General features: G+C 61.9%; 25 protein-coding genes and 1 tRNA gene. 9 read left to right on the top strand and 17 right to left on the bottom strand.

Annotated features, from left to right (window positions below; genetic code table 11):
- The 6 genes from Q0G85_RS02825 to Q0G85_RS02800 all read right to left on the bottom strand — a co-directional run bounded on the left by Q0G85_RS02825 (window position 1) and on the right by Q0G85_RS02800 (window position 6,300).
- Entirely contained in the window at window positions 1-615 is a 615-nt protein-coding gene (locus Q0G85_RS02825) for a DUF177 domain-containing protein (RefSeq protein ID WP_297154529.1), read from the bottom strand.
- Complete coding sequence (locus Q0G85_RS02820; protein WP_297154527.1) at window positions 615-1,091, bottom strand: ATPase; 477 nt, start codon at window positions 1,089-1,091, stop codon at window positions 615-617. Before Q0G85_RS02820 ends, Q0G85_RS02825 begins: the two co-directional genes overlap by 1 nt.
- 191 nt (window positions 1,092-1,282) lie before the next feature.
- On the bottom strand, window positions 1,283-1,858 hold the full coding sequence (gene rsmD, locus Q0G85_RS02815) for a 16S rRNA (guanine(966)-N(2))-methyltransferase RsmD (protein WP_297154525.1): 576 nt from the start codon (window positions 1,856-1,858) through the stop codon (window positions 1,283-1,285).
- A 1-nt stretch (window position 1,859) separates the two neighbouring features.
- Entirely contained in the window at window positions 1,860-4,067 is a 2,208-nt protein-coding gene (locus tag Q0G85_RS02810; RefSeq protein ID WP_297154523.1) for an ATP-dependent DNA helicase RecG, read from the bottom strand.
- Window positions 4,068-4,252: 185 nt separating this feature from the next.
- Window positions 4,253-5,887, bottom strand: a complete 1,635-nt coding sequence (locus Q0G85_RS02805; protein ID WP_297154521.1) for a DAK2 domain-containing protein — start codon at window positions 5,885-5,887, stop codon at window positions 4,253-4,255.
- A gap of 65 nt (window positions 5,888-5,952) precedes the next feature.
- Window positions 5,953-6,300, bottom strand: coding sequence for an Asp23/Gls24 family envelope stress response protein (locus Q0G85_RS02800; protein WP_158049205.1), 348 nt, complete (start codon window positions 6,298-6,300; stop codon window positions 5,953-5,955).
- A gap of 219 nt (window positions 6,301-6,519) precedes the next feature.
- Here Q0G85_RS02800 and rpmB point away from each other — a divergent pair, with 219 nt between their 5' ends.
- Window positions 6,520-6,711 (top strand): 50S ribosomal protein L28, encoded by a 192-nt coding sequence (gene rpmB, locus Q0G85_RS02795; RefSeq protein WP_158049204.1) that lies wholly within the window; start codon window positions 6,520-6,522, stop codon window positions 6,709-6,711.
- 135 nt (window positions 6,712-6,846) lie between these two features.
- Here the strand turns inward: rpmB and Q0G85_RS02790 are convergent, their stop codons facing one another.
- From Q0G85_RS02790 to rpe, 5 genes are read right to left on the bottom strand one after another with little or no spacing between them, the layout of a single operon-like run.
- Complete coding sequence (locus Q0G85_RS02790; RefSeq protein WP_297154518.1) at window positions 6,847-7,569, bottom strand: zinc ribbon domain-containing protein; 723 nt, start codon at window positions 7,567-7,569, stop codon at window positions 6,847-6,849.
- A 48-nt stretch (window positions 7,570-7,617) separates the two neighbouring features.
- Entirely contained in the window at window positions 7,618-8,508 is an 891-nt protein-coding gene (locus Q0G85_RS02785) for a Nif3-like dinuclear metal center hexameric protein (RefSeq protein WP_297154515.1), read from the bottom strand.
- Window positions 8,509-8,550: 42 nt separating this feature from the next.
- Window positions 8,551-9,363: a histidinol-phosphatase gene (locus Q0G85_RS02780; protein ID WP_297154577.1), complete on the bottom strand. Its 813-nt coding sequence runs from the start codon at window positions 9,361-9,363 to the stop codon at window positions 8,551-8,553.
- 10 nt (window positions 9,364-9,373) lie between these two features.
- Entirely contained in the window at window positions 9,374-10,585 is a 1,212-nt protein-coding gene (locus Q0G85_RS02775) for a cysteine desulfurase family protein (protein ID WP_297154513.1), read from the bottom strand.
- Window positions 10,586-10,588: 3 nt separating this feature from the next.
- On the bottom strand, window positions 10,589-11,326 hold the full coding sequence (rpe, locus tag Q0G85_RS02770; RefSeq protein WP_297154511.1) for a ribulose-phosphate 3-epimerase: 738 nt from the start codon (window positions 11,324-11,326) through the stop codon (window positions 10,589-10,591).
- A 181-nt stretch (window positions 11,327-11,507) separates the two neighbouring features.
- Here rpe and Q0G85_RS02765 point away from each other — a divergent pair, with 181 nt between their 5' ends.
- Entirely contained in the window at window positions 11,508-11,987 is a 480-nt protein-coding gene (locus tag Q0G85_RS02765; protein ID WP_297154509.1) for a methylated-DNA--[protein]-cysteine S-methyltransferase, read from the top strand.
- A 275-nt stretch (window positions 11,988-12,262) separates the two neighbouring features.
- Window positions 12,263-14,311: a VanZ family protein gene (locus tag Q0G85_RS02760; RefSeq protein WP_297154507.1), complete on the top strand. Its 2,049-nt coding sequence runs from the start codon at window positions 12,263-12,265 to the stop codon at window positions 14,309-14,311.
- Between the two features lie 84 nt (window positions 14,312-14,395).
- On the opposite strand, the gene Q0G85_RS02755 is transcribed toward Q0G85_RS02760, so the two are convergent.
- Window positions 14,396-15,112, bottom strand: a complete 717-nt coding sequence (locus Q0G85_RS02755; protein WP_297154505.1) for a flavin reductase — start codon at window positions 15,110-15,112, stop codon at window positions 14,396-14,398.
- A gap of 664 nt (window positions 15,113-15,776) precedes the next feature.
- On the opposite strand from Q0G85_RS02755, the gene Q0G85_RS02750 reads away from it, so the two are divergent.
- Window positions 15,777-16,310 (top strand): GNAT family N-acetyltransferase, encoded by a 534-nt coding sequence (locus Q0G85_RS02750; protein WP_297154503.1) that lies wholly within the window; start codon window positions 15,777-15,779, stop codon window positions 16,308-16,310.
- Window positions 16,311-16,582: 272 nt separating this feature from the next.
- Here the strand turns inward: Q0G85_RS02750 and Q0G85_RS02745 are convergent, their stop codons facing one another.
- The 4 genes from Q0G85_RS02745 to Q0G85_RS02730 form a co-directional block, all read right to left on the bottom strand.
- A complete protein-coding gene (locus Q0G85_RS02745) occupies window positions 16,583-17,584 on the bottom strand; it encodes an NAD(P)H-dependent glycerol-3-phosphate dehydrogenase (RefSeq protein WP_297154501.1) in 1,002 nt (333 codons plus the stop codon).
- A gap of 3 nt (window positions 17,585-17,587) precedes the next feature.
- On the bottom strand, window positions 17,588-18,250 hold the full coding sequence (plsY, locus tag Q0G85_RS02740; protein WP_297154574.1) for a glycerol-3-phosphate 1-O-acyltransferase PlsY: 663 nt from the start codon (window positions 18,248-18,250) through the stop codon (window positions 17,588-17,590).
- 145 nt (window positions 18,251-18,395) lie between these two features.
- Window positions 18,396-19,718, bottom strand: coding sequence for a ribosome biogenesis GTPase Der (gene der / locus Q0G85_RS02735; protein ID WP_297154499.1), 1,323 nt, complete (start codon window positions 19,716-19,718; stop codon window positions 18,396-18,398).
- A gap of 6 nt (window positions 19,719-19,724) precedes the next feature.
- The gene (locus Q0G85_RS02730; protein WP_297154497.1) at window positions 19,725-21,290 is read right to left on the bottom strand and encodes a DUF512 domain-containing protein; all 1,566 of its coding nucleotides are present in this window, start codon (window positions 21,288-21,290) and stop codon (window positions 19,725-19,727) included.
- A 347-nt stretch (window positions 21,291-21,637) separates the two neighbouring features.
- Here Q0G85_RS02730 and Q0G85_RS02725 point away from each other — a divergent pair, with 347 nt between their 5' ends.
- The gene (locus tag Q0G85_RS02725; RefSeq protein ID WP_297154495.1) at window positions 21,638-22,570 is read left to right on the top strand and encodes an RNA ligase family protein; all 933 of its coding nucleotides are present in this window, start codon (window positions 21,638-21,640) and stop codon (window positions 22,568-22,570) included.
- A gap of 165 nt (window positions 22,571-22,735) precedes the next feature.
- Here Q0G85_RS02725 and Q0G85_RS02720 read toward each other — a convergent pair.
- Window positions 22,736-22,812 (bottom strand) — tRNA-Asp (locus Q0G85_RS02720).
- Window positions 22,813-22,989: 177 nt separating this feature from the next.
- Between Q0G85_RS02720 and murI the strand changes: the two genes are divergently transcribed.
- From murI to Q0G85_RS02700, 4 genes are all read left to right on the top strand, one after another.
- Window positions 22,990-23,883, top strand: a complete 894-nt coding sequence (murI, locus tag Q0G85_RS02715) for a glutamate racemase (RefSeq protein ID WP_297154493.1) — start codon at window positions 22,990-22,992, stop codon at window positions 23,881-23,883.
- A 9-nt stretch (window positions 23,884-23,892) separates the two neighbouring features.
- Window positions 23,893-24,513 (top strand): RdgB/HAM1 family non-canonical purine NTP pyrophosphatase, encoded by a 621-nt coding sequence (rdgB, locus tag Q0G85_RS02710; RefSeq protein WP_297154491.1) that lies wholly within the window; start codon window positions 23,893-23,895, stop codon window positions 24,511-24,513.
- A 397-nt stretch (window positions 24,514-24,910) separates the two neighbouring features.
- Entirely contained in the window at window positions 24,911-25,198 is a 288-nt protein-coding gene (locus Q0G85_RS02705; protein ID WP_297154489.1) for a hypothetical protein, read from the top strand.
- A 433-nt stretch (window positions 25,199-25,631) separates the two neighbouring features.
- Complete coding sequence (locus tag Q0G85_RS02700; RefSeq protein ID WP_297154573.1) at window positions 25,632-25,904, top strand: tyrosine-type recombinase/integrase; 273 nt, start codon at window positions 25,632-25,634, stop codon at window positions 25,902-25,904.
- Window positions 25,905-26,076 lie beyond the last annotated feature (172 nt).

The raw sequence follows: 26,076 nt of genomic DNA, 5'->3' as shown, positions 1-26,076 counted from the left end.
CTACTCGGCCGATTCGTCGGAATCGAAGGAGAAGTTCGCAAGCGCAGCAAAGGGGTTTTTCGCCAGCTCGAATTCGTCGGGCTCAGAAGATTTCTCCTTCTTGCATCCGCAGGGGCCCTCGTTCAAATTTGAACCGCACGTCGGGCATAGGCCCTTGCAGTCCTCATCGCACAAGGGAACGAGCGGCAGCTCGAACACGATGGCCGCGACAATGAGCGACTCCAGGTCGAGCACGTGATTTGCCGGCAGGCGATCGAACTCGTCCTCGTCGGCACCTTCGGGAATCTCCGCACCTTCGAGCAGGAAATACCCTTCAATTTCCCCTTCCACCTCGAAGGCGGCGTCTTCGAGACAGCGCGCGCAGTCGGTGTGCGCCTCGCCTGTGACGCTTCCCGTGACAAGCAGCGCGTCGCCGGTGTTGGAAACATCGGCATGCCATGAAAGCGGCCCGGCGAAACGATACGTATCGGGCCCGCACTCGAACTCATCGACAGCGACCATGCCCTCGAACTGGGCAAATTCCGCAGGCGAGAACAACTCGGCAGGAACCTCGAGTGAAAGCGCGTCCCCCGACAAAACGCGCAGGGAGCTCTTAACGCTAGAAAGCTCGTCCATTAGCCGCGACCGACATTGGTTGACCCGGCATTCAGGCGATCGCGGCAACGACGCACATTGCCGAGCAGCGTGTCGAGGCTTTGCTCGACGTGGCCGAACACCTCGTCAGCGTAATCTTCCGCACCGGCACGCGTCTGGCGCTCGAGCTCGCGGGCGTCAGCCAAGATGGTGTCGGCTTGCTGCTGGGAGATGCGAACAATCTCCTGCTCGGAGGCGATGGTCATTGCCTGGCTGCGGGCATCCTCGATCATGCGGTTCGCTTCGGCTTCCGCATCGTCGAGAAGGCTCTGGCGCTCGCGTACGATCTGACGCGACTGCGCGAATTCGCTCGGGAACGTGTCGCGGATCTCGTCGATGATCTCGAACGCGGCGGACACATCTACCTGGCGAAGATTGTTCTTGCCGAAAACTGGCTTTGCTTCCTCAAGCAAAATCGAGAGTTCCTCAAGAAGACTCAAAACCCCGGTTTCGTCCATGTTATTCCTTCCAACCTTCTTCATATGCGGCGGTTCATCGATGTTTGGCGCGCGAAGTCATTGGCGCGCATGCGTCCAATTATCATATCACGACGCCCTGATTTGGCAAAACGCACCACAGAGCATTCATAAGCGTCAATCAGGGATATGAGCAAAAAAGAAATGTGCTGGAAATCGTCGCCTTTGGATTGCTATCCCAAACGCAAAATGTCGATTGCGGTCTCGCCATATTTCTTGCGAGATGATAGCGCGAATCCGCATGACAGCTCCGCCTCGTCGGCATCGGCGTTCGTAGACAACGCATGCTCGTAAACCACGATTGCATCGTTTGCAAGGGCACCCGCCTTCGCGAGACTCGCCACCATGCCGAGCGATTCCAACGCGGCAAGCGCATAGGGCGGGTCGAGAAATACCAGTTCGAACGCAGGACGCTGACGAACGGGCGGCTTTTCGAGAACGTCGGCGCGCACAAGGCGCGCGCGTCGCGGCTCGATGCCGAGCGTGCGCATGTTGCCCGACACCACAGAAGCCGCCGCCCCATCGCGCTCGAAAAAGCATGCAGAAGCGGCGCCGCGCGAGAGCGCCTCGAGGCCTAAGGCCCCCGACCCCGCGAAGGCGTCGAGCACCACAGCCCCCTCGAATCCGCCGCGTGCGGAGGCAATCGCGCTCATCAGCGACTCGCGCACGCGATCGGTCGTTGGACGCGTGCCATCTCCCTTAGGGGCCTTGATGACCCGCCCGCGGTATTCGCCTGCGATGATTCTCATGTTATCCGCCTTCCCCCGCGCGCATCGCGCCAAGCAGCAACCGTACTTCCCGCCCAAGCGCCGCATGGTCGGCGGCGGCAAGGTCGGGGTCGTTTTCCAAGATCTCACGCGCATCGGCGTGCGCCGCCTCGATAAGGCCGCCGTCGCGCACCACATTCACCAGCTTCAGCACCGAAGCGCCGCTCTGGCGATTGCCCAGGATATCGCCTTCGCGGCGAAGCGACAAGTCGATGCGGGCGAGCTCGAAGCCGTCATCGCACGTCTCCATCACGCGCAGGCGCTCGAGTGCGACATCTTGCTTCGATGCCGAAACGAGAAACACCTGGGCAGGCTTCTCGCCGCGCCCGACGCGCCCGCGCAGCTGGTGGAGCTGCGAGAGGCCGAAGCGATCGGCGTCTTCCACGATCATGACGGTCGCGTTGGGCACGTCGACGCCCACCTCGATGACCGTGGTCGCGACCAAAACCTGCGTTTCGTTGTTATGGAAACGTTGCATGACCTGCTGCTTCTCAATAGACGGCAAGCCGCCGTGCAGCAGCTCGACCTTCCAGTCGAAAAACGTGCTTCCCTGGAGCATCTCCGCCTCGCGAGTCGCCGCTGCCACGTCATCGTGCGCGAGGTCGGAGTCATCCTCGATGGCAACCGCGGGGTGGTAAACCCCACCGTCGAGCTCCTCGCGCGCTGCGGCGGCATCCTCCCCCGCCATGGCGTCGCGCTCCTTCGAGTCCTTTCCCACAAGCGGGCACACAACATATACCTGTTCGCCACGACCGAGCGCCTCGCGGGCGGCATCGTAGGCATACCCGCGCTCCGACTTCGCAAGCACGCGCGTCGTGCGGCGCGCCGCATCATGAGGACGATGCTTCAGGTACGTGAGCGTCAAGTTCCCGAACAGCGCAAGCGCAAGCGTGCGCGGAATCGGCGTCGCCGTGAGATAGAGCGCATCGGGCGCGTCGCCCTTCGCAAGCAGCTTCGCACGCTGGGCAACGCCGAAGCGCTGCTGCTCGTCGATGACAGCAAGCGTAAGGTTGCTCGGGCGCACGTCGTCTTCGAAGAGTGCATGCGTGCCGATGAGCACATCGAGGGTGCCTGCGGCAAGGCGGGAAAGCAGCTCGGCGCGCTCGGAATCCGAAGTCGACCCCGTGAGCACCGCATGGGAAATGCCCGCCGCATCAAAGAGTTTCCCCAGGCTGCGCTCGTGCTGCCGCGCAAGAACCTCAGTCGGCGCCAAAAGCAGCGCCTGACCGCCCGTATCGGCAGCGGCAGCAATGGCGAATGCGGCGACAACGGTCTTGCCCGTTCCCACGTCGCCCAAAAGCATACGGTTCATCACGTGCGGCTGCGCCATCTCGCCCAAGATGTCCAGGCGCGCCTGCTGCTGCTCGTCGGTGAGCGTGAACGGAATCGCCGCATCGAGCGCCTGCATGCGAGGCCCTGCAATCTCGTGCGCAGTGGGCGCATGCCCGCGGCTGCGAGCCGCTCCCTGCTGCATGAGGTGAAGCTCCAGCATGAGCACTTCCTCGTAGGCCAAGCGCCTCCGGGCCTCATGGGCTTCGGCCATGCTTTCGGGAAAATGAATGGCGCGGAAGGCGACTTGACGGCTCACCAGGCGATATTTCGCGCGAAGCTCGAGCGGCATCGAATCGAGCACGCCTGTCGCAAGCTCGAGCGCGTTACTCACGAAGCGCCGCATCAACGCCGGCGTCACCTTCTCGCCCGCAGGATGCACGGGAATGACGAGCCCATGCGAGAGCGCGTCTGCCTCTTCTAGCGGCAAGATATGCGGGTTCACCATACGCTTGAAGCCGTAGTTGAACTCGATCTTGCCCGCGATCGCCACGCGCATGCCCGCGGAAAGCTGCTCGGCGAGCCACGGCTGACGGAATGCGGTCACGATCACGACGCCCGTTGAGTCGGTCACGCCAATCTCGACCAAGGTCAGACGCGGCTTGGGTCGCTTGAGCTTCACATCGTGGACGACGCCCTCGATGGTGCACGATTCGCCGATGCGCGCCGACGCGGCGGTTTCGCGGGCGGAAAGGTCGATGTAGCGTCGCGGGAAATGCGTGATAAGGCCGCGGACCGTGCGGATGCCGAGCTTCCCGAGCGCCTTCGCGCGCGCAGGACTCACCAGGCGCACGCGGCTTACCGGCTCGTCAAGCCCCAGCGTGGCCTGCAGCCTATCGGGTATGTGGGAAGATTCCGACAAAATATCCTCTCGCAATTAAAATCGACCGGCCCCGCTTCAGCCACGAAAAAGCCGAGGCTGGCGGGGCTTCGTCGCGCGCAGTTCCGCACGACGCGAACAGCCCGGTGGGCTGTTCGCCAAAGCAGGACTGTCTGAGCACGACGATGCTTCGCCAGCCTCGGCTGAAACGAGCTGGAAAAGCTAGCCTATTCCACGGAGAACACGATCGGGTAGAGCGGCTGCTCACCGCGCTGCGCGTCGACCTCCAGCTCGTCGAAGCGCTCTTCGATGCGTTCCACAAGCGCGCTCATGCGCTCGTCCGAGAAATCCTCGCCCGCAAGCAGCGTCAGCGTGTCGGCGTCTTCGGCTTCCATGGTGTCGAGCAGCGACATCACGACGTCTTCCACACTCGTGCCGACAGCTTCGATCGACCCGTCGGCGATGCCGATGACGTCGCCGTTGTGGATGGGGTTGTCGTGAGCGTCCTTGGAATCCTTGATCGCCGTGGTGACCTCGCCAGTCTTCGTGTCAGCGAAGGCGCTCGTCATGCTCTCGACGTTCTCTTCGAGCGAGGCGGTCTCATCGATGCTGAACATCGCCGAGAATGCCTGGGGCACGCTCTTCGTGGGAACGACGGCGCACGGCACCTCGGACAAGCCGGCGGCGCTTTGAGCGGCCATGATAATGTTGGAGTTGTTCGGCAGGATGATGACGGCGTCGGCATTCACGCGCTCCACCGCATCGAGCAGGTCCTTCGTGGAGGGGTTCATGGTCTGCCCGCCCGACACCACAACATCGACGCCCAGGCTCTTGAGAATCTTCGCCATGCCCTCACCGGCAGCGACCGCCACGAAACCGAGCGGCTTGCGTTCAGCCTGCTCCTCGGCGGCGAGCTTCTCGTTGCGCTCGACGCTTTGAAGCTTCATGTTGTGGATGAAGACCTCGGAAATCTGGCCGCGCTCAAGGAAGTAGTGGAGCACCTTGTCGGGCGTGTTGGAATGCACATGCACCTTGAACTTGGGTTTCTCGCCCACGCACAGCTCGCAGTCGCCCATGGTGGACAAGAAATCGAGCGCCTCGTCCTTGTCGAGCGTGTCGGAATCGACGAGGAACTCGTTGCAGTAGGTGTACTTGGAGCCCTCCCAGTCATTGATCTGCTCGATCGCAACCTTCGGGGCAGCGCCGGCACGCGCGAGCGCAAGCTCATCGCCAAGGGGGCCGGACTTACCGAGCAGCGCCGCGGTGAACGCGTCGGCCAAGATGGCAAGGCCGAAACCGCCGGCATCGACAACGCCGTTCTCTTTGAGCACCGGAAGCAGGTCGGGCGTGCGCTTCACCGACGCGTAGCCTTCCTCGACGATGGCCTCGAGCGCCTCGTCAACAGAAAGCTTCTTCTTGCGCGCATGCTTAGCAGCCGCGGCCATATCCTTCACCACCGTGAGGATAGTGCCCTCGACCGGCTTGCGCACCGCCTGGAAAGCGACCTCGACCGCACGGGCGAACGCCGCATCGATCGTCGCGGTGGAAACCTCGTCGGCTTCCGCACACCCTTCGCACAGGCCGCGAAGAATTTGCGAGGTGATGACGCCGGAGTTCCCGCGAGCGCCCATGAGCGCGCCCGTGGTGATGGCGCGACGAACCTCGGCTATGCCCGCGTTTGCGGGAAGCTTCGCGATGTTGTCGACGACCGACTTCAGCGTAAGCGACATGTTCGTGCCGGTGTCGCCATCGGGAACGGGGAAGACATTCAGGCGGTTGATTTCCTCTTTACGCTCGCTGAGCTGGGCGGAAGCAGAAGCGATCGCGGCAAGAACGTCTGATCCGGTATAGGTTTGTGACATGGTGGAACTATCTCCTTACCAAGCGGGAGGCACATCGCAAAGACGCGCGTCCGCCGAAAACGATGCTACTTGCGGACCTTCACGCCTTGTACGTGGACCTCGACGCCGTCGAGCGGAACGCGCGCATATTCCTTGAGCGCGAACGTGACCTGGTCGACAAGGTTCTGGGAAACGGCGCTGATGTTCGTGCCGTATTCAATGACGACGTAGAGTTCGACGTGGACCCCGGCTTCAGTGCTTGAAACGACCACGCCGCGGCGCAGGCGCGAGGCGGGCAGGATCTTCGCGATGCCGTCGACGGCGTTCGGAGCCGCCATGCCGACGACGCCGTAGCATTCGAGAGCCGCGTTGCCGACCATGTCGGCCAGAACGTCGTTGGCAACATGCAGGTTGCCAGGAATCGTTGTGCTCATAATGCTCCTTTCGCAACACGCGCGAAGCCTGACCGCCCGCGCGTAATCATCCAAAAAGGCAGTATAGCGCAAGGAAATGTACGCACGATAGCTGCGAGAACCCAGCGGTAGCTATTACACACGAAAAGTCCTTGAACCGAACTGTCTCTTTGTGATATAGTAGTTAGGCTTTTTTGTCATCAACGGTTTTTAACCGGCACGTACACGGAGTTGAGAATTATGTCGAAGATTTGCGAAGTTTGCGGCAAGGCACCGTCTTTCGGTCGTAGCGTGAGCCACTCCCATCGAGTGACCAACCGCATGTTCCGTCCTAACATCCAGAAGGTCACCATCCGCGACGAGAAGGGCCGCGTCCGCAAGGCCAACGTCTGCACCAGCTGCATGAAGGCCGGCAAGGTCGAGCGCGCGTAAAGCCGCACCTCGGTCTGTTCGACCGATTTGCCATTTGGCACCAAGAAACAAGCCCGCATCCGCGGGCTTTTTTGGGTTTGGGGGAAAGAGGGTGAAAGCGGGGGCGCTCCATTTGGAAGGAACGCCCCCGCACCCTTACGACGGAAGCACGATCAGCAGACGCTTACAGTTAGGACACTCACCGAGCGGCGCATGCGCCTTGATGTCGATCAGGCGGCCCTGCTCGATGGTGGCACGGCAGGCTCCGCAGGCGTTATCGCGAAGAAGGGCGACCGCCACTCCCCCGCAATGCTTCGCCGCACGATCGTAGCGCGCCTTAAGGTCGGCGGGCAGGTTCGCTGCGATCTTGTCGTGCGATGCGGCAAGTTCCGCTTCCTGCTTCTTCAGCTCGCCCCCCTGCGCCTGGAATTCGGCAGTTGCAGCGGACTCTTCCTCCCGCAGCTGGGAAAGCGCCGCCGAAATCTGCTTTTCAACAGCGGAAATCTTGTCTAACTCGGCGTCAACCGCCGCAAGATCCTCTTCAAGCGTGGCGCGGCGTTTCGCGTAGCCGTCCATCTCTCGCGTGTGCGCCTCGACGTCGCGGTAGCCAGACGCCGAATCGACCGCCTTCTGCGCATCCTCCTGTTTGGCGGCGAGCTTGCCGTCTTCCTCAGAGATAGCGGCGAGCTTGTCCTCGGCCTTTGCGCGAAGCTTCCCCACCGTTTCCTGCTTCTCTTCGATAGCCTTGATCTTCTTGCGCGCGGCGACAATGGTCTTTCGCTGCGGAAGATCGGCGATTTCCTTCTGTACGCGCAGAAGCTCCATGTCGTTGTGTTGCAACTCGATGAGCGTGGAGACGTCTTCGTCTTTGACCTGCATGCGTTTACCTCGCGCTTCCCTTGTGTTCAATGTTTGCCATACGTTATTTTACAACCTGGTCGATTCAGGGTGGGACCAATTGCCGCTTTGATCGATGACCTCGATGCAATCTGCAGGAACGCCCGCGCCCGCCACCGCATCCGCAAGCACGCCGGTGAAGGGCAGCTCGGTAGTGTCGTGCCCCATGTCGATGATGGCGAGCCCCGCCGCGGACGCGTCAAGCGCCGCATGGTATTTCACCTCGCCGCAAATGAGGCAATCCACGTGCTCGCGCAGGCAGGCGGAAACGATGCTGCCGCACGACCCCGTATAGGTGGCAACGCTCTTGATCTCGCGGTCGAAATCGCCCCACACGCGCGGGACCTGCGCAAACACCGAAGTGCAACGAGCAGCGAGCTTCTCAAGCGTCATCGGTGCGTCGTCTTGTCGCACCGAGCAGAGCTGGCCGTATCCGCGATCGGGCCCTGAAGGGCACGGCACGAGCACACGCCCGGACCAATCGAGCGAGAGCATGTTGGGCAGCATGCGCGCGGCAAGCGGGCTTGCGTCGAGGCCGGTATGAAACGACATCACCGCGACGCCCGACTCGATGGCGGCCCACACTACCGCGCCCGGCGACACCGCCGCAGACGTGCCGGGTTTGAACTCGCTTGGCGGATCGAGGAATGCGGGATGGTGCGTCACAAGCACGTTCGCCCCGCGCGATGCCGCCTCGTGAATCGCCGCAACCGTGGGGTCGAGTGCCACCGCCACGCGCGTGACCTGGCGCGACGGATCACCCACCGTAAGGCCCGCGCGGTCCCAGTCTTCAACGTCTTCTTTCGGGAAGGTTCTGAACAGCGCCGCTTCCAAGGCGCCTACGCTTAAGGTCCTCTCCTTCTTGGACAGGGGCCCGGATGCGCGTTTGCTCAGTCCCGTTTCAGGTTTTGCAGAAGCCATGTTCACATCCTCCTTATGCGTTCGAGCGAGGTTTCCTGCCCTTTATTGTATCGGCAGCTCCCGCCGCTCGCCATGCCCCAGGGGAATCGTCACGCAATCATAACCTGCGCGCGCCATGAGCTCGTATGCCTCGCGGATGCCGAAGGCGACATCGGCGGGCTTATGCGCGTCAGTGCCCACGGTGCATGGCACGCCCGCGCGGCGAAACGCGGCGAGCAAGGTAAGCGTCGGGTACATCTCGGCGCAGCGCTTCACCGCGCCCGCCGTGTTCACCTCGACCATGCGCCCGCCCGCGCGCGCCGCTTCCGCCATGCGCTCATAGAGGGGCTCTAAGGGGTAGGTTGGGAAGTGACCGAGCTTTTTCGGCAGGTCAGGATGGGAGAGAACATCGAAACGGTCGGGCGAGGCCGCCATTGCGCACCATTCGTCCACGTATTGACGCCAGATGCGGTCGGGGGCGCCCGGCTCAAGCCACGGGCCTTCGATGTCCTCGTTGTCGATGCCCCAGGTGCCAAGGAAGTGCACCGAGCCCAACACCACGTCGAAACGCGAGGTGTCGCGCTCGGCTGGCGTGCGATCCTCCGCCGCTCCAAGCCAGTCCATCTCGCATCCCGAGAGGATGGTCATGTGCGGGCACTCCGCGCGGGCGCGATCGATGTCGGCAAGATAGCCTGCAACGGACGCGCGGGGCATGGCCTCGTCTCCGCGCGGGTCGAAAGCGCCCGAAAGCGGGAAGTGCTCCGTTACGGCGAGCACCTCGATCCCCGCCGCGTCGGCTGCGGCGACGAGTTCGGCCACCGTGCCCTGGCCGTGTCCGCAGAGCGCCGTGTGGGAATGCGTGTTCACGAGCGGCATCATAGGCGCACTAACCCCGATTCCAGTTGAGGGCCTCGTCGAAGGCGATGAGGAACCTATCGATATCATCAGAGGTCGTGTAGCGCCCCATCGAGATGCGCAGCGCACCGTAAGCGTCGTCGCCTTCCACGCCGATCGAGCGCAGCACGTGGCTCGGCTCAAGCGAATGGGACGAACAAGCCGATCCTCCCGACACGCCGAAGCCCTTCATGTCAAGGCGCAGGATAAGCGTCTCGCTTTCGAGGTCGCGCACGATCACGTGCACGATGTTCGGCAGGAAGTCTTGCGATCCGCGCGGGACATCGACCGTCGGGCGCACGCCCGGCACCTGGGAAAGCTTCTCGTAGAGCTCATCGCGCAGCTCGCGCAGGCGTGCGGATTCCTCAGGCTCCATCGCACAGACCGCATGGCAGGCGGCGGCGAAACCCGCCGCACCCATGACGTTTTGCGTGCCCGAGCGCCGGCCCGCCTCCTGCCCGCCTCCGAGCTGGAACGCCGCAAGCGGGGTACGCGCCCTCAGGTACAGCGCGCCGATGCCCTTCGGGCCGCCGACCTTGTGTGCGGAAAACGATGCGGCATCGACGTCCCATTCACCCACGTCAAGGGGCATCTTCCCCAAGGCCTGGGTCGCATCGACGTGGAAGAGCGCGCCATGGGCATGCGCGATGGCGGCAAGCTCGCGCACCGGCTCGATGCTGCCGAGCTCGGAGTTCGCCGCCTGTACGGACACGAGCACCGCGTCAGCGTCGATCGCGCCTGCAAGCGCGTCGGCGGTGACGAAGCCGCGGGAATCGGGTCGCAGGCGCGTCACGCGAAATCCCTGCTGTTCGAGGCGCTTCGCGGGCATGAGCACCGCCTCATGCTCGATATCCGACACGATGACGTGCGGCGTGAACGAGCCCGAGGCCACGCGGCGCGCCTCGGCAGCAGCGGGAGCGACGCCCAAAAGCACCGTGTCGTCGGACTCGGTGGAGCCCGACGTGAAGATGACCTCGCTCGGGCGGGACGCGCCGATGTCGCGAGCGATCGACTTGCGCGCAGATTCGAGCGCTTCGAAGGCGGCACGGCCCGGCGAATGAAGCGAGTTCGCGTTCATGTTGAGGGCGAGGTTGTCTCGTCCGCAGGTCAAATAGGGCTTCATGGCCTCGAGCGCCTCTTCGCACAATGGCGCCGTCGCGGCGTAGTCGAGGTACACGTAATCGGGACTCACAGTAGCGGGCATTGCCTACATCTCCTCTTCGGCGGCAAGGGCTTCTTCAGCCTGCGCGTCCTCGATGGCGGCCACGCGCGCGGCATCGCCCTTCTCCTTCACGGCAGCAAGCGCGGCTGCGGGATCGTCCGCCCCGAAGACAGCGCTGCCGCACACGAGCACGTCGGCGCCCGCCGCGGTAAGGCGCTCGACCGTGGCCTCGGACACGCCGCCGTCAACCTCGATCAGGAGCGCGTCGTTGCCGACCGCACGCGCCATCTCGGCGACGGCCGCGACCTTCTCCTCGCTGCCTTCGATGTAGCTTTGCCCGGAAAAGCCCGGCTCGACGCTCATCACGAGCACCATGTCGAGGCGCGCGATGACCTCTTCGAGCACCTCGGGAGGCGTATGGGGCTTAAGCGCCACAGCGGCCTTCGCACCCGCGTCGTGGATCATATCAATCGCGAGGCGCAGCTCATCGCCATAGAGCACCTCGGCGTGCACACACGCGATGTCGGCACCCGCTTCGAGAAACCACGGCAGCTCGTCGAGCGGATTGTCAATCATGAGATGCACGTCGAGCGGGATGTTCGCCAGCTTCGCGAGTTGCTTCACCACGGGAACGCCCATGGTGAGGTTGGGGACGAAATGCCCGTCCATCACGTCGACGTGGACGTAGCCCGCGCCCGCCTGCTCGATCATGCGGATATCGCGGCCGAGGTTCATGAAGTCAGCCGAAAGGATGGAAGGCGCTATGGCCACCGGTTGAAACATGTGTGCTCCTTGTCTGCCTATTGCGCCGCCTACCTGCGGCGTTCTCTCGTCAAGCAGCCATTCTAGCGCACTGGGCGCACACGACGGGCACATCGCGCAATGACATGTGAAATCCCCACGCAGCGCGACGCGAAAACGCCTCGCCCGCCTATAATGGAGACAACGACAGGAAGAAGGCCCCATGATGCACAGCATGCTCTCGCACTATTCCTACCCCACCCCCCACGGCCCGATCACCATCTGCGTGAGCGAGAAGGGTGTGCGCGCAGTGGCGTTCGGTGAGGTGCAGCTGGCAGGCACTCGGCGCCCGACCGAGCTATCGAACCGCTGCGCCACCGAGCTTTTAGAATACTTCGCGGGAAAGCGCACCGCCTTCGACATCCCGCTCGACCCCGAGGGAACCGAATTCCAGAAAAGCGTATGGGAAGCGCTCGCCCGCGTTCCCTTCGCCACCTCGGTCACAAGCGGCGATCTTGCGCGCGAGCTGGGGAAACCGAAGTCGTACCGCACCGTGGGGGCCGCGGTGAGGGAAAACCCGATCGCCGTGCTTGTTCCCGATCACCGAGTCGTTCGCGCAAACGGCCGTCCCATCGCAGCCGATGCGCGCGGGCGCATTCGGGAAGGCCTCTTGCACATGGAGCGGGAACGAGCAGGGGCCTAACGTAGGGGCTCGCGTTCTGCCGAGCGACGCGCAAGCTGCGAAGCGGAGCGCGAGCTGTCGGGCGGAGCGTCGTTCGACCTGTGAAACGGCCCGTCATTCAACCCGCGCACGACTCCACAAAGCCAAGCGGGTTCAACCGCGATAAGCCACGCCGCTTGCAACCGCGACAAACCGAAACGCGCGCAAGGCTGAGAAAACCGAACCTGTGCGCGGCCCCGCAGGCCAAGCAATGACCTCGCGCGGGCGGGATAACGATAAAGAAGAGGCAAGACACCTTGAACGTATACCTGAGCGACATCCTCACCGCATGCATCCTGTTCCCGGCGGTCGCGTTCCTCATCACTATTCCCTATATGGTCTACCAATACCGCCGCCGAGGGTCGGTACCGAAACTTCATACCGCGATTGTCTATTCGTTCGTGTTCTATCTTATGTGCGCGTATTTCCTCGTGCTTTTGCCGCTTCCCGCCGATCGCACGACATACGTCGCCTACGCTGCGACGCCGCAACTTATCCCCTTCAACTTCGTCCATGAGTTTCTCGCCGAAACCACCTTCTCACCGAGTGATCCCGCAACGTGGCCTCGGCTTTTGCGCGACCCTTACATCTACGAGGCGATTTTCAACGTACTGTTGCTTTTACCGTTAGGTGCCTATCTTCGCTACTACTTCCGCCGCACCTGGTGGCAGACGCTCATCATCGGCTTTTTGGTGACGCTCTCCTTCGAGACGACCCAGCTCACGGGGTTGTGGGGCATCTATGAGCACCCCTATCGCCTGTTCGATGTGGACGACCTGATCCAAAACACACTCGGCGCCATGTTGGGATTCTGGCTGACAGGCCCCGCAATGCGCGCGCTTCCCGACTTGCGGACGGCGAACCTGCGCGCGGCCGAGGCGGGGCTTTCCGCAAGCGTCATAAGGCGCGCCCTCTCCTTCGCGCTCGACTCCGTGCTGACCGCCGCGCTTGCGGTGGGATCGATCTACCTGGTGTACCGATCAGGCCTGGTTGCAACTCCGATCGGCGCGAGGGCAACCGCAGCGCAAGCCCTCGAGGCGACCACCGCGCAGGTAAGCGACGCGCTCTCGCCTGCTCGCCTGTGCATACTCGCCGCACTCGTCGTCGTATTCTTCATCGTGCCCATGGCGACGAAGGGCAAAACGCCCGCCCAGGCGCTCTTGCACCTGCGCATCGCGCGCACGGGGGCACGCCCCGCATCGTGGTACCACTATCTGGCGCGATACGGCCTGCTCTTCGTTTTCCTGTGGATTCCCTGGGGGCTGTTCACCCTGCTCATCGAGGTGCGCGATGTCTCGCTCGGCTCTGAGACGGGCACGCTGGCAACCTTCGCCTCGCACAACACAGGGGTGTGCATCGGAGTGCTTGCCGTGTTTAGTCTGGCATGGATCGTCTCGCTTGTCGTCCGCGGCGCACGAGCAGCGTCGGGTCGCTCGCCGTTCGTCATGCTGAACGGCATGCTAAGCCGAACGCGCATCATGACCGAGAGCGGCCTTGCGGCAGAGCGCGCGAGACTGAGCGCGCTTTCCGTCGATGACGTGCGAAAACTCGAGCAGCTTATCGCCGAAGGCGGCACGTCGCTCGCAAGCCTCATGCGCTGTGCGGGTGAAGCGGTCGCCGACGAGGTGCGCGCATGGTCGGGAGGCCCGGTGCGCGTATGCGTGCTGGCAGGCTCGGGCAACAACGGAGGCGACGGCTGGGTATGCGCAGCGAGCCTTGCGAAGAGCGGCTACCCCGTCACGCTCGTCACCCCGAAAGCAGCCGAAGCCCTAACTGCCGAGCCCGCGCGCACCGAGGCCCTTTTCGCTATGGAGCGAGCAACCGAAGGCGGGTTTTCCCTGACCATCGCGGTTGCCCCGGAAGCCGGCGATGTCGCACGCACGCTCGACGAAGCAGAGGTCGTCGTCGACGCGATTTTGGGAACGGGTTTTGCGGGGCGTGCTCTGCGCGAGCCGTATGCAACGTGGATTTCCCTTGCCAACCTGCGAAGATTCAATGGGCCGCGCGGGAAGGGGCGCGGAGCGCATCGCGCCCGCACGGGTGCGCCGAGTAAAAAGGCGAGCGGCACTACCCTGCACGATCGCAGGAAGGATGCTCCTTTTGCCGTGGCGATCGATGTGCCAAGCGGCTATTCCGCACAAGCCGCGATATGGGCGGACCCCTGTTTTTGCGCCGACGTCACCGTCACCATGCTTGCGATGAAGCCGGGCCTCATCGCAAGCGGTGCCGAGCGCTTCTGTGGGCAGGTGAAACTCGCAGAGCTCGTGGACACGGCCCCTTATCGGGAAAAGCTCAAGCAGAGTTAGACGGCGGCCGTCTACGGGTATCGTACGTGGCGGATGGCGGGAAGCTCGTAAGCAGAAGCTCGAGTAGGGGCTGTGCGCAGCCGTCTACAGCTCCACGCGCTCGAACATCTCCTTGCCAACACCGCAGATGGGACATTCGAAATCATCAGGGAGCTCATCGACGTACTCGATATGGCCGCAAATCGTGCAGCGCCAGCCCACCTTCGGGGCCGCATCTCCAACCTTCGGGGCCGCAGCGCCCTCGCCTTCGCCACCTTCCCCAGCAGACGCCGAGGTGGTTGCAGGTTGATCATCCCCCAGATAACTCGAAGCCTTCGGCGGCGTTTTCCCACCTTTTACCTGGTGATAGAACGAATAAGTCATGGGCGCCGCCGCGCCTTCGACCTTCCGGCTTTCCTCCACCTCGCCGATGAACAGCACGTGCGTGCCCAAGTCGAGCTCAGCTGTGACCTTCGCGGAGAACCACGCGCAGCACGCCTCGGCGACATACGGCATGCCCGCCGCATCACGGGCGCACGCATGTCGGGCGAACTTATCGAACTCGGTCGACGAGTGGAAGCCGAATGTGCCGATGAGCTCCATCGAGGCATCTTCCGACAGACACGACGCCGTGAAGCAGCAAGCAGCGCGCAGGGCAGCCGTCGTGGCATTTTCTTTGTTCAGGGCAACGCTCACCTGCAACGGAGATGACGTGACCTGGGCAAAAGTGTTCGCCACACAGCCGAAGTCGCGACCCTCGAAACTGGTCCCGATAACGTACATACCGTAGCTCAGGCTATGGAAAGCAGTCTTGTCGATCATTCAGTCCTCCCTCATCTTCTAATTAGGATAGCTTAATGATACTCATTCTCACTAGCAAATACAAGGATGGCACCTCGATAGACTAATTTGCAGCCTCTTTCTCCACGAGAACCTCTTGTCAGCAATACGAAGGAACGCCTCGACCTCTCTCCCACGGGAGCCCTTTGCCGGTCAACGGGAGGGCGCCGCCGCGCTTCCCCTTCCCCCGCGGGAGCCCCGTAGCTGGGCGTCGACACGATAAGCGCAGGCAACTGCGGCTCTTTCTCCCACGGGAAGCCCGTAGCTGGCCAGCACGAAGGCATCTCGCAGCCCCTTCCCCCACAGGAGCCCCTTGCCAACAATGCGCGTGCAGAAAACGAGAAGGGTAACTGCCAGATAATTGGCAGTTTTCATCATCTGGCAGACAATTCGCCGCCCAATTCAGCCCGCCTCATGATGCTTCCTCGCAACACAGAACCAAAAGGCCAGTTCAAATTAATGCAAGTGCCCGAGATGCTCTCCCCATCACCCACTCCACCCCTTCCAGATGATGAAAACCACCCGATTTCTGGCAGGTCTCCCCCACCGCTTGACAAGGCAAGGGAAACAGTCACTTAACGGCTCGGCCCATAAGCCGCATCAGCTGGTATCATCGTCGGAACACTAAATGCGAGAGAGGGGTCGCATGATTATTCGACCGGCAACCCATTCCGACGTCGAGCGTATGGACGAGATCTGCGAATCTGCGAAGACCGCCATGCGGAACATGGGCATCGATCAGTGGCAAGATGGCTACCCCAACCGTGCGTGCTGGGAAGCTGACGTTGTGGACGGCTTCGCTTACGTAGTGGAAACCGACGAAGGTGCGGTTTCGGGTATGTTCGCCCTCATCGCCGACGCCGAGGCAAACGACCCGGAACCCTCATACGGCGAAATTGACGGCGCTTGGCTCACACCTGGCGCAAAGTACGCCGCGGTTCACCGCGTAGGCGTAGCCCCGGAGTCGAAGGGCAAAGGCATCGCTGGCTCGATGCTCGACTTCGCGTGCAGCGAGGCCGCTCGAAGGGGGCTCTCTTCGATCCGCATCGACACGCATGCGGACAACAAGCCGATGCAGCGCGCCCTTCAGAAAGCAGGTTTCACCTATTGTGGCGTCATCACCCTGGTAGAAGGAAATGACGCGGGAAAACAACGAATCGCCTTTGAGAAACTCGTGTAAACGCGCCCACTCGAAAACCGCCACCTGCTTGCATGATAAGCACGCCAAGAAACGCCACTTGGTGGTCAAAAGAACAAGTTATGCGCTGCCTTTTCTCAGGATAATCCAACTTGCCTCAAGCTGACCTGGGATTTTACCTTCGAAGGATGCCCCAAGCCATCGCGAGAGGAATAATCGGGCGGAAAAACGTCGCATAACTCGTCTAGTTGACCACGAACCCACTGTACTGCTCCAGCCAGCAGCTTCCGTTCGCAAGAAAACGGGAAATTTAGCTAGATTCCGTAGAATTCGGGCTTTAGCGAGCGGCTCGTCAAATCGCGGGCGAGCGATTTCGGGTCAGCACCCTCCCACACTACGGAGCGCACCGCATCGGCGATCGGCAGGTCAACGCCGTAGCGATCGGCAAGCACCTTCACGTTGCGGCACGCATTGGCACCCTCGGCAACCATGTGGGTCTCGGCGGTGAAGTCCTCAAGCGTCTTGCCAGCCGCAAGCATCTCACCGAACGTGCGGTTGCGCGAATGATGCGACATGCACGTGGCGACCATATCCCCCGTGCCCGCAAGCCCCATGCAGGTGATCGCGTTGCCGCCGCACGCCACGACAAGCCGGCTCATCTCGGCCAAACCGCGCGACACGAGAAGTGCCGCGGTGTTGTCACCGAAACCAAGCCCGTAGGACATGCCCACGGCAATCGCGACAACGTTTTTGAAGGCGGCGCATAGCTCCACTCCGCACGCATCCTCACTCGTATAGGCGCGGAACGACTCGCTCGCGAACATCTCCTGGAAAAATGCGGCCGTATCAGGCGATTCGCTCGCAATGACCGTGGCAGCGGGAACGCCGCGCACCACTTCCTCGGCATGGTTAGGACCCGAAAGGACCGCGAAGCGGCTGCGATTGCCCATTTCGGCGTCGAGGATGTCGATGGGAAGAAGGCCGCTGCCCTCCTCGATGCCCTTCGAGCAAACGATGACTGGGAAATCGGAGTCGACCACGTCTGCCAAGGCGCGCGCCGCCCCGCGCACGAGCGTCGAGGGCGTGACGATAACGGCAGCGCGAGCACGAAGCAGCGTATCGCGATACGACAATGTGGCGACCACATCTGGGTTCAGCTCTACATCAGTTAGGTAGCGAGGATTCTTGTGCTCGGAGTTGATCGCCTTGACGACTTCGGGCTTGCGCGCCCAAAGCCCCACGTTATGGCCGTTATTCGCAAGCACCTGCGAAAGCGCGGTGCCCCAAGAACCCGCGCCGATAACCGAAACCTTCATGCGCTACTCCTTTGCCTTGTCGCCGATGCGGCGCTCGGTCCCCGTTGCAAGACGATGGATGTTGCCGCGATGAGCCCAAATGACAACGAGTGCGGTGGCCAGGCACAACACCCATGCAATCGGGTCGAATGTCTGGAAGAGGAAGTAGTATGCCGCAAAGATCGGGCACACGATCGCCGCAGCGAGCGAGCCTGCCGACACGAAGCGCGAGATGGCGACCACCACGGCAAAGACGGCGATCTCGAGAAGCGCGCCCATCACGCCGAACGTCACGAACAGGCAGCCCACCGCGACCGCGATTCCCTTGCCGCCCTTGAACTTAAGCCAGGGGCTGAAGATGTGCCCGAGCGTGCAGCAGAGGAAGGCGAGCGCGACGACCTCAGAAGCGCTCACCGGCGAATCTGCCGCCATGCCGGCGTCAGGAATGCAGTTCGCCAGCACGAAAACGGCGACCAGCCCCGAGAGCAGGCCCTTGCCGAAATCGAGCACGAACACCGCAGCGCCGCCTTTCTTGCCCATGGTGCGCATGGCGTTCGTGGTCCCGATGTTGCCGCTGCCATGCTCGCGGATGTCAGTATGGAAAACCGACTTCGAGATGATAAGCCCCCAGGGAATCGACCCTAAAAGGAAGCAAACGACAGCGAGCAACACAAGCGCGAGCAAAATAAACTCCTTAGCAAACAACGACAGGGCAAACGGCGGCAGCCATGCCCGACGCACAGCTGCGCAAACCGCAAAAAGCACGTGCAATCAGGCGATTTGGAGCACCGCCGAAACGAGGGGTTACGGCCTAAAGCCCCGCGCTACCGATCTAATCCTTCTTCTTGAACTTGAGACGGATGGGCGTTCCCTCCAAATCGAACGTCTTGCGCAGACGATTCTCAAGGAAGCGCTCGTAGTTATCGGTCACCAAATCCGGGCGATTCACGAACACCGTGAAATGCGGCGGACACGTGCCCGTCTGCGTGACGTACTTCATGCGCAGCACGGCCTTGCCCTGCGATACTGTGTGACCGGTCTCGCGAATGGAGGACAGCCACGAGTTGAGCTTGTTGGTGGAAATCGTCTGGCTGAAGCCGGCGTACGCCTTGTCGACGGCGTCCCAAATGCGGTCGACCTTCTTGCCCGTGAGCGCGCAGGTGGCGACAACGGGCGCGTAGCCAACGAAGGTCATGCGGTCCTCGATGCGCTCGCGGACCTCGGCTTTCGCCTCGGGGCCTTCCACGAGGTCCCACTTGTTCAGCACGATGATCATGGCACACCCGCGCTCAGCGGCGAAACCGGCCACGCGCTGGTCCTGGTCGGTCAGGCCGATCGAACCGTCGATCACGAGCAGCGCAACGTCAGCGCGGTCGATGGCGCGCATCGCGCGGACGAAGCCGTAATACTCGACGTCCTCGTCGATCTGGCTTTTGCGCCGCAGGCCCGCCGTGTCGACGATGCGGTACTTCTTGCCGTCGTGAACAACCACCGTGTCGATAGCGTCGCGCGTAGTGCCCGCAACATCCGAGACGATGGAGCGATCGTTGTTGGTGAGGCGGTTGGTGAGCGAGGACTTACCCGCGTTCGGGCGGCCGATGATGGCGACGTTGATGATGTCCTCGTCGTCCTCATCGTCCTCGAAGCTGCAATCGACTTTGCGCAGGTGATCGACTACCTCATCGAGCAAATCACCCGTGCCATGGCCGTGCGTGGCCGAAATGGGGAACGGGTCGCCTAAGCCCAGCTGGTAGAACTCCCACAGCTCATCGAGCTTGTTGGGGGTGTCGAGCTTGTTGACCGCGAGCAACACCGGCTTGGTGGTCTTGCGCAGGATGCGCGCGACCTCCTCGTCGTCGGCGTTGATGCCGGTTTTGCCGTCCACGATGAAGACGATCACGTCGGCCTCGTTGGTCGCCTCGAACGCCTGCGAGCGGATGGAACCTTGGAACTGGTCCTCGGTGCCCATCTCGATGCCGCCGGTGTCGATCAGCTTGAACTCGATGCCGTTCCAGTCGGCTTTGTGATACGAACGGTCGCGCGTGACGCCGCGCATCTCGTGCACGATGGCCTCGTCGGCCTCGGCGATTCGATTGACGAACGTGGATTTCCCCACGTTCGGGCGGCCTACGACCGCAACGATTGGTAATGCCATATTGGACTATCCTTCAAAGCTCTTGGCGCGCAATTCCGCGGCCAGGCGGGCGATTTCCGGTAAAAATTCCGAACCGTTACAGGATACCACGGCCACATGCGCACCTGCGGCTTTTTCGATATCCGCAAGCGTCATGTCGTCGAGCGTCACCCCGTCATCGTTGAAGACGACGCGCGGAATGCAGAAGATGACGAGCGGCGAGTCGCTCGAGGCAGGCGACGGGCCGTCCACGACGGGAGGGGCGTCGCCTGCAAGAGAAGCCGCACTGTCGGGCAAGGTCGCGCCGTCGAGCGAGGCCGCACCGCCAAGCGACCCCTCCCCTAAGTTGGCGTCGCGAATCGCCCGCACAATATCGCAGCCGCAAAGGAGCCCCGTCACGTCGACGTTGCCGCCGAAGAAGTCGTTCTTCACGAAGAGCGGGCGAACGAGCCCCGCCACGGCGCTTTCCTCCATAAGGCGCGCCGCGAAACCGCGCGTGGCGTAGCCGAACACCAGGCGCGCGGTCGCCTTCGCCTCGCGAAGTGCCTGCGCGCAGGCGGCGTCCGCGCCCGATTCCACCGCTCGTTGCCAGTCGTCGGCGAACGAGCGCACAATTCCCACGCCGTCCTCGAACATCTCGAACTCGCCATAGCAGCTGGCGGGCGGAAGATGCTCCAAGATCGCATCGCCGTAGGCGTTGCAGTAGAACTCGTCGGCGGCATGGGCCCAAAGCGTCCCCCGTTCGGCGAAAGCACGCTCTTGAACAGGCTTTATGACCTCCATCGCGCGATAGGCGGCGTCGGGGTCGTCGAAGCTTTTCGTAAAGCACGTCTGGTGCTTGGTAAATCCAAGCGGAACGATGCAGATATCGAGGATTCCCGGCCGAGCGTAAGCCCACTCGAGTGTCTCGCGCAGCACTTCCCCGTCGTTCTCGTCGGGCATGAGAACGATCTGCGCGTGGAACTCGATGCCGGCGGCAAGCAGGCGGTCGAGCGCCCCGATGCCGTGGGCGGCGCGCTTGCCGATGATGCGGCGGCGCACCTCGGGGTTCGAGGCGTGCAGCGACACGCGCAGGGGGCTGATGTGCTGCTCGATAATGCGCGCCTCGTCTTCAGCCGAGAGGTTCGTGAACGTGACGAACGTGCCAGCGAGAAAGCTCAGGCGGAAGTCGTCGTCGCGCAGGGTGAGGGATGCCCGCATGTCGTCGGGGAGCTGGCGCATGAAGCAGAAGATGCAGGCGTTGCGGCACTGCTTCACGCCGTCGAACACGACGCCTTCGAACTCGAAGCCCCAGTCTTCACCCTCGTCGCGGAAAAGGTCGACCTCCCCCGCCTCGCCGTCGAGATCGATGTAGCCCACCGTGATCTCATCTTCGGCGGAAAGCCAACGCCAGTCGATCAGGTCGCGCACCGGCTCGCCGTCGACCGTGGTGATGAAGCAGCCAGGTTCGAATCCAGCGTCGTCAGCAGGGCTTTCGGGGACGACGTACTCGATTTCGGCACGGGGCGGAAGCTTTTTGCGCGCACGCGAGCCCGCCGCGCGCGCATTGCCCGCAGCTTCGCGATCGATGTCTTTCGAGGGGTATACCGCCACCCGCGCGCTTCCTTTCCCGCTATGTCGTAAGGCGTCTGGCCCTAGAATGACTGGCCCATTGCCTGTTCCGTTGCCTGCTCTTTCGGTAACTGTTCTATGCTAAACGAGAATCGTCGGCACGGGAACAATCCCATCCAAAGCACGCAAGCGGCAGGTCGCGCAAGCGAACCTTGGTGGCCCACGCATTGCAGGAAGGCCCTGCCGTAGGCGCAGGAAATCGCCAATCGCACGGCCTCGCAATTCAAACGATGCCCCCTGTCCCATACAACGGACTCACAAAAGCTACGACGTAAAGGACAATGCCCACATCCCGCCGAGAAGGGCGGGCAAGACGAAGGATGTCAACAATGAGCGAATACAAGAAGTACTTGCACGTGGAACGTCTCGGGTCGGAGGAATGCGAAGGTCTGCTCGACAACGCCGCTGTCTATGTGACGGCGAAGGTCGACGGATCGAATGGCTGCGTCTATTGGAGCGAGAAGGCGGGCGAGGTCATGGTCGGATCGCGCAATTTCGAGCTTTCCGAAACCGAGGACAATGCCTACTTCCACGCCTGGGTAAAAAGTGGCGCTGACGAGGCGAAACTCCTTTGTGATTACTGCGAGGCCCATCCGACGCGCATCGTGTACGGAGAATGGATGGGGCGCGACCGATTCATCGGAGCTTTCAAGGGCTACGACAAAGCAGCGCTTGGCAAGTTGTTCATCTTCGACGTCTACGATACGGCGGAAGAGCGCTTCCTCGACGAACCCAAGTGGCGCGAGGAGCTCTCGGCGAGCGGTTTGGAACCTTACTTCATTAAGCTGCTTGCAGTGCTCGACCACCCCACGTTCGACGACGTCATCGCCATAGCAAAGGCCAACGATTTCCTGCTCGAAGGAACTGATGCGGTCGGCGAAGGCGTGGTTTGCAAGGTCCCAGGATGGAAGAACCGTTTTGGCCACACAGCCTACGGCAAGGTGGTGCTCGACGAGTTCGTAAAGCAGCGCAAGCCCGCCAGCAAAAGTGTCGACGTCGAGCTCGAAATCGTCAATGCGTACATGACCGACGCCGAGCTTGAAAAGACAGCCGCCAAGGTGTGCACCATGGTCAACGCGGAGTCTTTCGATCCCGAAAGCCGCAAGATGATGGGCATGTTCACGTCAATGTGCTGGAAGGACCTTCTCACCGAGTGTCCCAACTGGGCGAAGCGCATGAAGAACCCGACGGTGGACTTCGGCAAGCTCGCAGGGCTTTGCAACGCGCGAGCCAAAGAACACGCAAGAGCGAATGGGCAATAGAACGCGTTTACAAGAGAAGTTGGCACATGTGGCGTCATGCATCGCGGCTGCAAACACAGTAATATGTTGCTAGTGGGCATCGATTTTGCGTACCCACAATCGATGCCCTTTCGACGACTGCAGATAAAAAAAGAAAGCCCGTTTTCGCAGGCTTTGGAATTCGAATGGCGGGATGTACGAGACTTGAACTCGCGACCTCCGACGTGACAGGCCGGCGCTCTAACCAACTGAGCTAACACCCCGTGCTTCAGCAGCCTGATTAGAATACACTAGCCCCGAAATACGCGCAAGCCCCTTTTTCAACTTTTTCCGAATCGCAAGTTCCGCGCGCAAACGCGCGCAAACCGCCCGCCATGCGAACCGTTGGGCATATTGTGGTTCACCGAGCACGGCCAAACGTCTGGAGTATACTTTCAAACATGGAACTCACAGCAAACATCCACCCCACCGCCGAGCACGCGAGCAGTGCCCCCATCGGTATTTTCGACTCAGGCTTCGGCGGGCTTACCGTCGCGCGCGAAATTGCGAAGAAGCTTCCGTACGAATCCATCATCTACCTGGGCGATTCCGCACGAGGCCCCTACGGCCCCAGGCCCCTTTCCGAAGTCGACGGGTTCGTGCAGCAAATCGGCTCGTGGCTTGTGAGCCGCGGCGTGAAGATGATCGTGATTGCCTGCAACACGGCAACCGCAGCAGGGCTCTCGCACGCCCAGCAAACGCTGCCCGTGCCCGTGATCGGCGTGGTCGAGCCAGGAGCGCGAGCCGCCGCCCATGCCACGAAAAACCGCCGCGTGGGCGTCATCGCCACGAAGGCAACGGTCGAATCCGACGCCTATACCAAGGCGATCCGTCACATCGATGCCGGCATCACCGTCTTCTCCACCGCCACGCCGCGCTTCGTCGACATCGCAGAGCAGGGCATCAAGATGGCGGAAGGCCCCATCGAAGAGTTCACCTCGCTCGCATCGAAGGTCTACATCCGCCCCGCCTTCCAAGAAATCGCGCAGGACTACCTCGACCCGCTGCGGCGCTGCGAAATCGACACGCTCGTACTGGGGTGCACGCATTTTCCGTTGCTGAAAGCGCTGATCGGAGGCGTGATCGGGCGCGACGTCACGCTCATCTCGTCCGCTCACGAAACCGCGATCGACGTGGCGGAGATACTCGCTCGCCGCGGAGAACTCGCCAGCCCCGACGCCGTCGCGCATCACGAGTTCAGCACGACCGGCACCGACATCGAAGGCTTCGAGCGCTTCGGCGGGCGCGCCTTCGGACATGCAATTGGCCAGGTCAATCACGTCGATCTACCGTAAGGAATCCTCATGTCCAACGCAAAAACCGTCATTATTGCAAGCAACAACGCGCACAAGGCGGAAGAAATCGCCCACGCACTCGATTTCCCTGGATGGGAGTTTCAAACGCTGAGGGACGCGGGCATTGCCTCGGACCCCGCGGAAGACGCCGATAGCTTCCTCGGCAACGCGCGCATCAAGGCGAAGGCCGCCTGGGAAGCCGCAAAGACATCGTTTGGGCACCCCGTCGCCGTCCTTGCGGACGATTCGGGGCTTGAAGTCGACGCACTCGATGGTGCGCCGGGCGTCTTCTCCTCGCGCTATGCCGGCGAGCATGGCGACGATGCCGCGAACAACGCCAAATTGCTGCGCGAGCTGGGCGAAACCCCCGACGAGAAACGTACGGCACGCTTCGTATGCACGCTTGTTTTCCTCGACGAGAACGGCAACGAGACGGACGCGCACGGTACGGTGGAAGGCCGCATCGGGCACGAGGAGCGCGGCGAACACGGCTTCGGCTACGACCCGCTCTTCCTGGCCGAAGTTTTCAACTTTGAGCGAACGCTGGCAGAGGCCCTGCCCGAGGAGAAAAACGCGATTTCGCATCGCGGGAACGCCCTGGTCGAGTTGCGCGAGAAGCTAGCGAAATAGAAACGACGACGGGACCGCAGGCAACAAGCGTTCGCCGCCCGTTCACCTTCCCGACGGATGGCCTGGGATATTAACCGAAATGCAGAGATGTGTCATTCGCAAACAGCGCGCGAGTGGCGCATTTTTTTATAGCTCATCGATTATCATCGACCCGTTTAGTTTCTGAGAAAAGGCTGTTTACCTGCGTAAAGAAATGGCGCGCCCAGCAGGACTCGAACCTGCAACCGTCGGATTAGAAGACGCATTTTCTGGATACAACAGCGCATATCTGCACATCGTTACGCCCGTCCAATCTGCGATTACGTACTAGTACGATATATAGCGATATTGTGCGTTGTGACCATATTGTGACCAATAATCGGCATGCTTTGGCAGCTACCCGAAAGGAGAAACCGCTATGACCAACCAAACGAGAAGCGCCGTCCACGACGCGGCGACGAAGGCCGAGACCCTGGCATACAACCTCGCGAACGCGAGCAGCCTCGCCTTGATGCTGAGCGAGGTGCTGGACAAGGAGATCGGCGGCACGATCGAGGGGCAATCCCTCGCGGCGCTCATAACGCTGCTGGACAAGCTGAAAGAGGACGGCGAGGGGCTGAGCGGCGAGCTGTACGCGCCGAGCCGAGGCATGGGGCCCGAGACAGCCGCAGCCGACGGCGGCGCGCACGGCGTAGAGGCCGCATAGCCCAGCCCCAAACAACCGACAGAAAAACGAAGGCCCCGCCGAAGCGGGGCCTTTCCATGCTCTCGCGCCCTCCTGCGGAGCGGCCTTCGCGTATAATGCCCCTCGCGGTGCTTCACTTGTCGGGCAGCCTATCCCCTTGAACGGAGGTGGTTGCCATGATGGACTCTCAAACTGTTCTGGCCGTATGCGCCATAATCGCGGTGGTGGTGGAAATCATCGGGCTATCCCGCAACAACAAGTGAACTGCATTTAGGCAAAAGAAAAACCCGGCGCGCCGTGCGAAGCTAGCCGGGTAATCTCAAGTACGATGCTGCCCGATAGGCCGGGGCACCGCACCCCGTATGATACACGCCGCGCCTCAGCCGCGCAACCTCGCAAGCTGACGCCCTAGGGAAATTGAACGCCCGTCTGCCGCTCGTCGACGGGAGGCTACCTGAACGCGTCGAACTTCGAGAAGTGGTGGAGGGCGTTTCGGGAGGAAAGCGGCTTCGAGGGGCTGAAATACCACGAGCTGAGGCACACCCAGGCGACGCTGCTTCTCGGGAACGGGGTGGACGTGAAGACCGTCCAGACCCGCCTCGGCCATGCGGACGCCAGCATAACGCTCAACTGGTACGCGCACGCCATGCCGGGCAACGACGAGCAGGCCGCGAACCTGCTGGCAGCCGTCATGGAGCACCCCGAGAAGGCCGCGAAAACCGCCTAGGCCGAGGCATTGTGACCATATTGTGACCAAAGCCCGGAATCGGGCTGACCGACAAAGAGAAAGAGCAGCCGAATCAGGCCGATGAACTGGGAAAATCTGGCGCGCCCAGCAGGACTCGAACCTGCAACCGTCGGATTAGAAGTCCGATGCTCTATCCGTTGAGCCATGGGCG

The organism is uncultured Ellagibacter sp. (assembly GCF_934617235.1).
In the GTDB taxonomy this organism is placed as follows: Bacteria; Actinomycetota; Coriobacteriia; order Coriobacteriales; family Eggerthellaceae; genus Ellagibacter.
The sequence above is the reverse complement of the archived record's forward strand: the minus strand, read 5'-3'. Positions and strand labels throughout refer to the sequence as shown.

Coding starts and splice junctions, on each gene's coding strand:
- Q0G85_RS02825 (WP_297154529.1), bottom strand. CDS start 615: ATGGACGAGCTTTCTAGCGTTAAGAGCTCCCTGCGCGTTTTGTCGGGG.
- Q0G85_RS02820 (WP_297154527.1), bottom strand. CDS start 1,091: ATGGACGAAACCGGGGTTTTGAGTCTTCTTGAGGAACTCTCGATTTTG.
- rsmD (WP_297154525.1), bottom strand. CDS start 1,858: ATGAGAATCATCGCAGGCGAATACCGCGGGCGGGTCATCAAGGCCCCT.
- Q0G85_RS02805 (WP_297154521.1), bottom strand. CDS start 5,887: ATGTCACAAACCTATACCGGATCAGACGTTCTTGCCGCGATCGCTTCT.
- Q0G85_RS02800 (WP_158049205.1), bottom strand. CDS start 6,300: ATGAGCACAACGATTCCTGGCAACCTGCATGTTGCCAACGACGTTCTG.
- rpmB (WP_158049204.1), top strand. CDS start 6,520: ATGTCGAAGATTTGCGAAGTTTGCGGCAAGGCACCGTCTTTCGGTCGT.
- Q0G85_RS02790 (WP_297154518.1), bottom strand. CDS start 7,569: ATGCAGGTCAAAGACGAAGACGTCTCCACGCTCATCGAGTTGCAACAC.
- Q0G85_RS02785 (WP_297154515.1), bottom strand. CDS start 8,508: ATGGCTTCTGCAAAACCTGAAACGGGACTGAGCAAACGCGCATCCGGG.
- Q0G85_RS02780 (WP_297154577.1), bottom strand. CDS start 9,363: ATGCCGCTCGTGAACACGCATTCCCACACGGCGCTCTGCGGACACGGC.
- Q0G85_RS02775 (WP_297154513.1), bottom strand. CDS start 10,585: ATGCCCGCTACTGTGAGTCCCGATTACGTGTACCTCGACTACGCCGCG.
- rpe (WP_297154511.1), bottom strand. CDS start 11,326: ATGTTTCAACCGGTGGCCATAGCGCCTTCCATCCTTTCGGCTGACTTC.
- Q0G85_RS02765 (WP_297154509.1), top strand. CDS start 11,508: ATGATGCACAGCATGCTCTCGCACTATTCCTACCCCACCCCCCACGGC.
- Q0G85_RS02755 (WP_297154505.1), bottom strand. CDS start 15,112: ATGATCGACAAGACTGCTTTCCATAGCCTGAGCTACGGTATGTACGTT.
- Q0G85_RS02750 (WP_297154503.1), top strand. CDS start 15,777: ATGATTATTCGACCGGCAACCCATTCCGACGTCGAGCGTATGGACGAG.
- Q0G85_RS02745 (WP_297154501.1), bottom strand. CDS start 17,584: ATGAAGGTTTCGGTTATCGGCGCGGGTTCTTGGGGCACCGCGCTTTCG.
- der (WP_297154499.1), bottom strand. CDS start 19,718: ATGGCATTACCAATCGTTGCGGTCGTAGGCCGCCCGAACGTGGGGAAA.
- Q0G85_RS02725 (WP_297154495.1), top strand. CDS start 21,638: ATGAGCGAATACAAGAAGTACTTGCACGTGGAACGTCTCGGGTCGGAG.
- murI (WP_297154493.1), top strand. CDS start 22,990: ATGGAACTCACAGCAAACATCCACCCCACCGCCGAGCACGCGAGCAGT.
- rdgB (WP_297154491.1), top strand. CDS start 23,893: ATGTCCAACGCAAAAACCGTCATTATTGCAAGCAACAACGCGCACAAG.
- Q0G85_RS02705 (WP_297154489.1), top strand. CDS start 24,911: ATGACCAACCAAACGAGAAGCGCCGTCCACGACGCGGCGACGAAGGCC.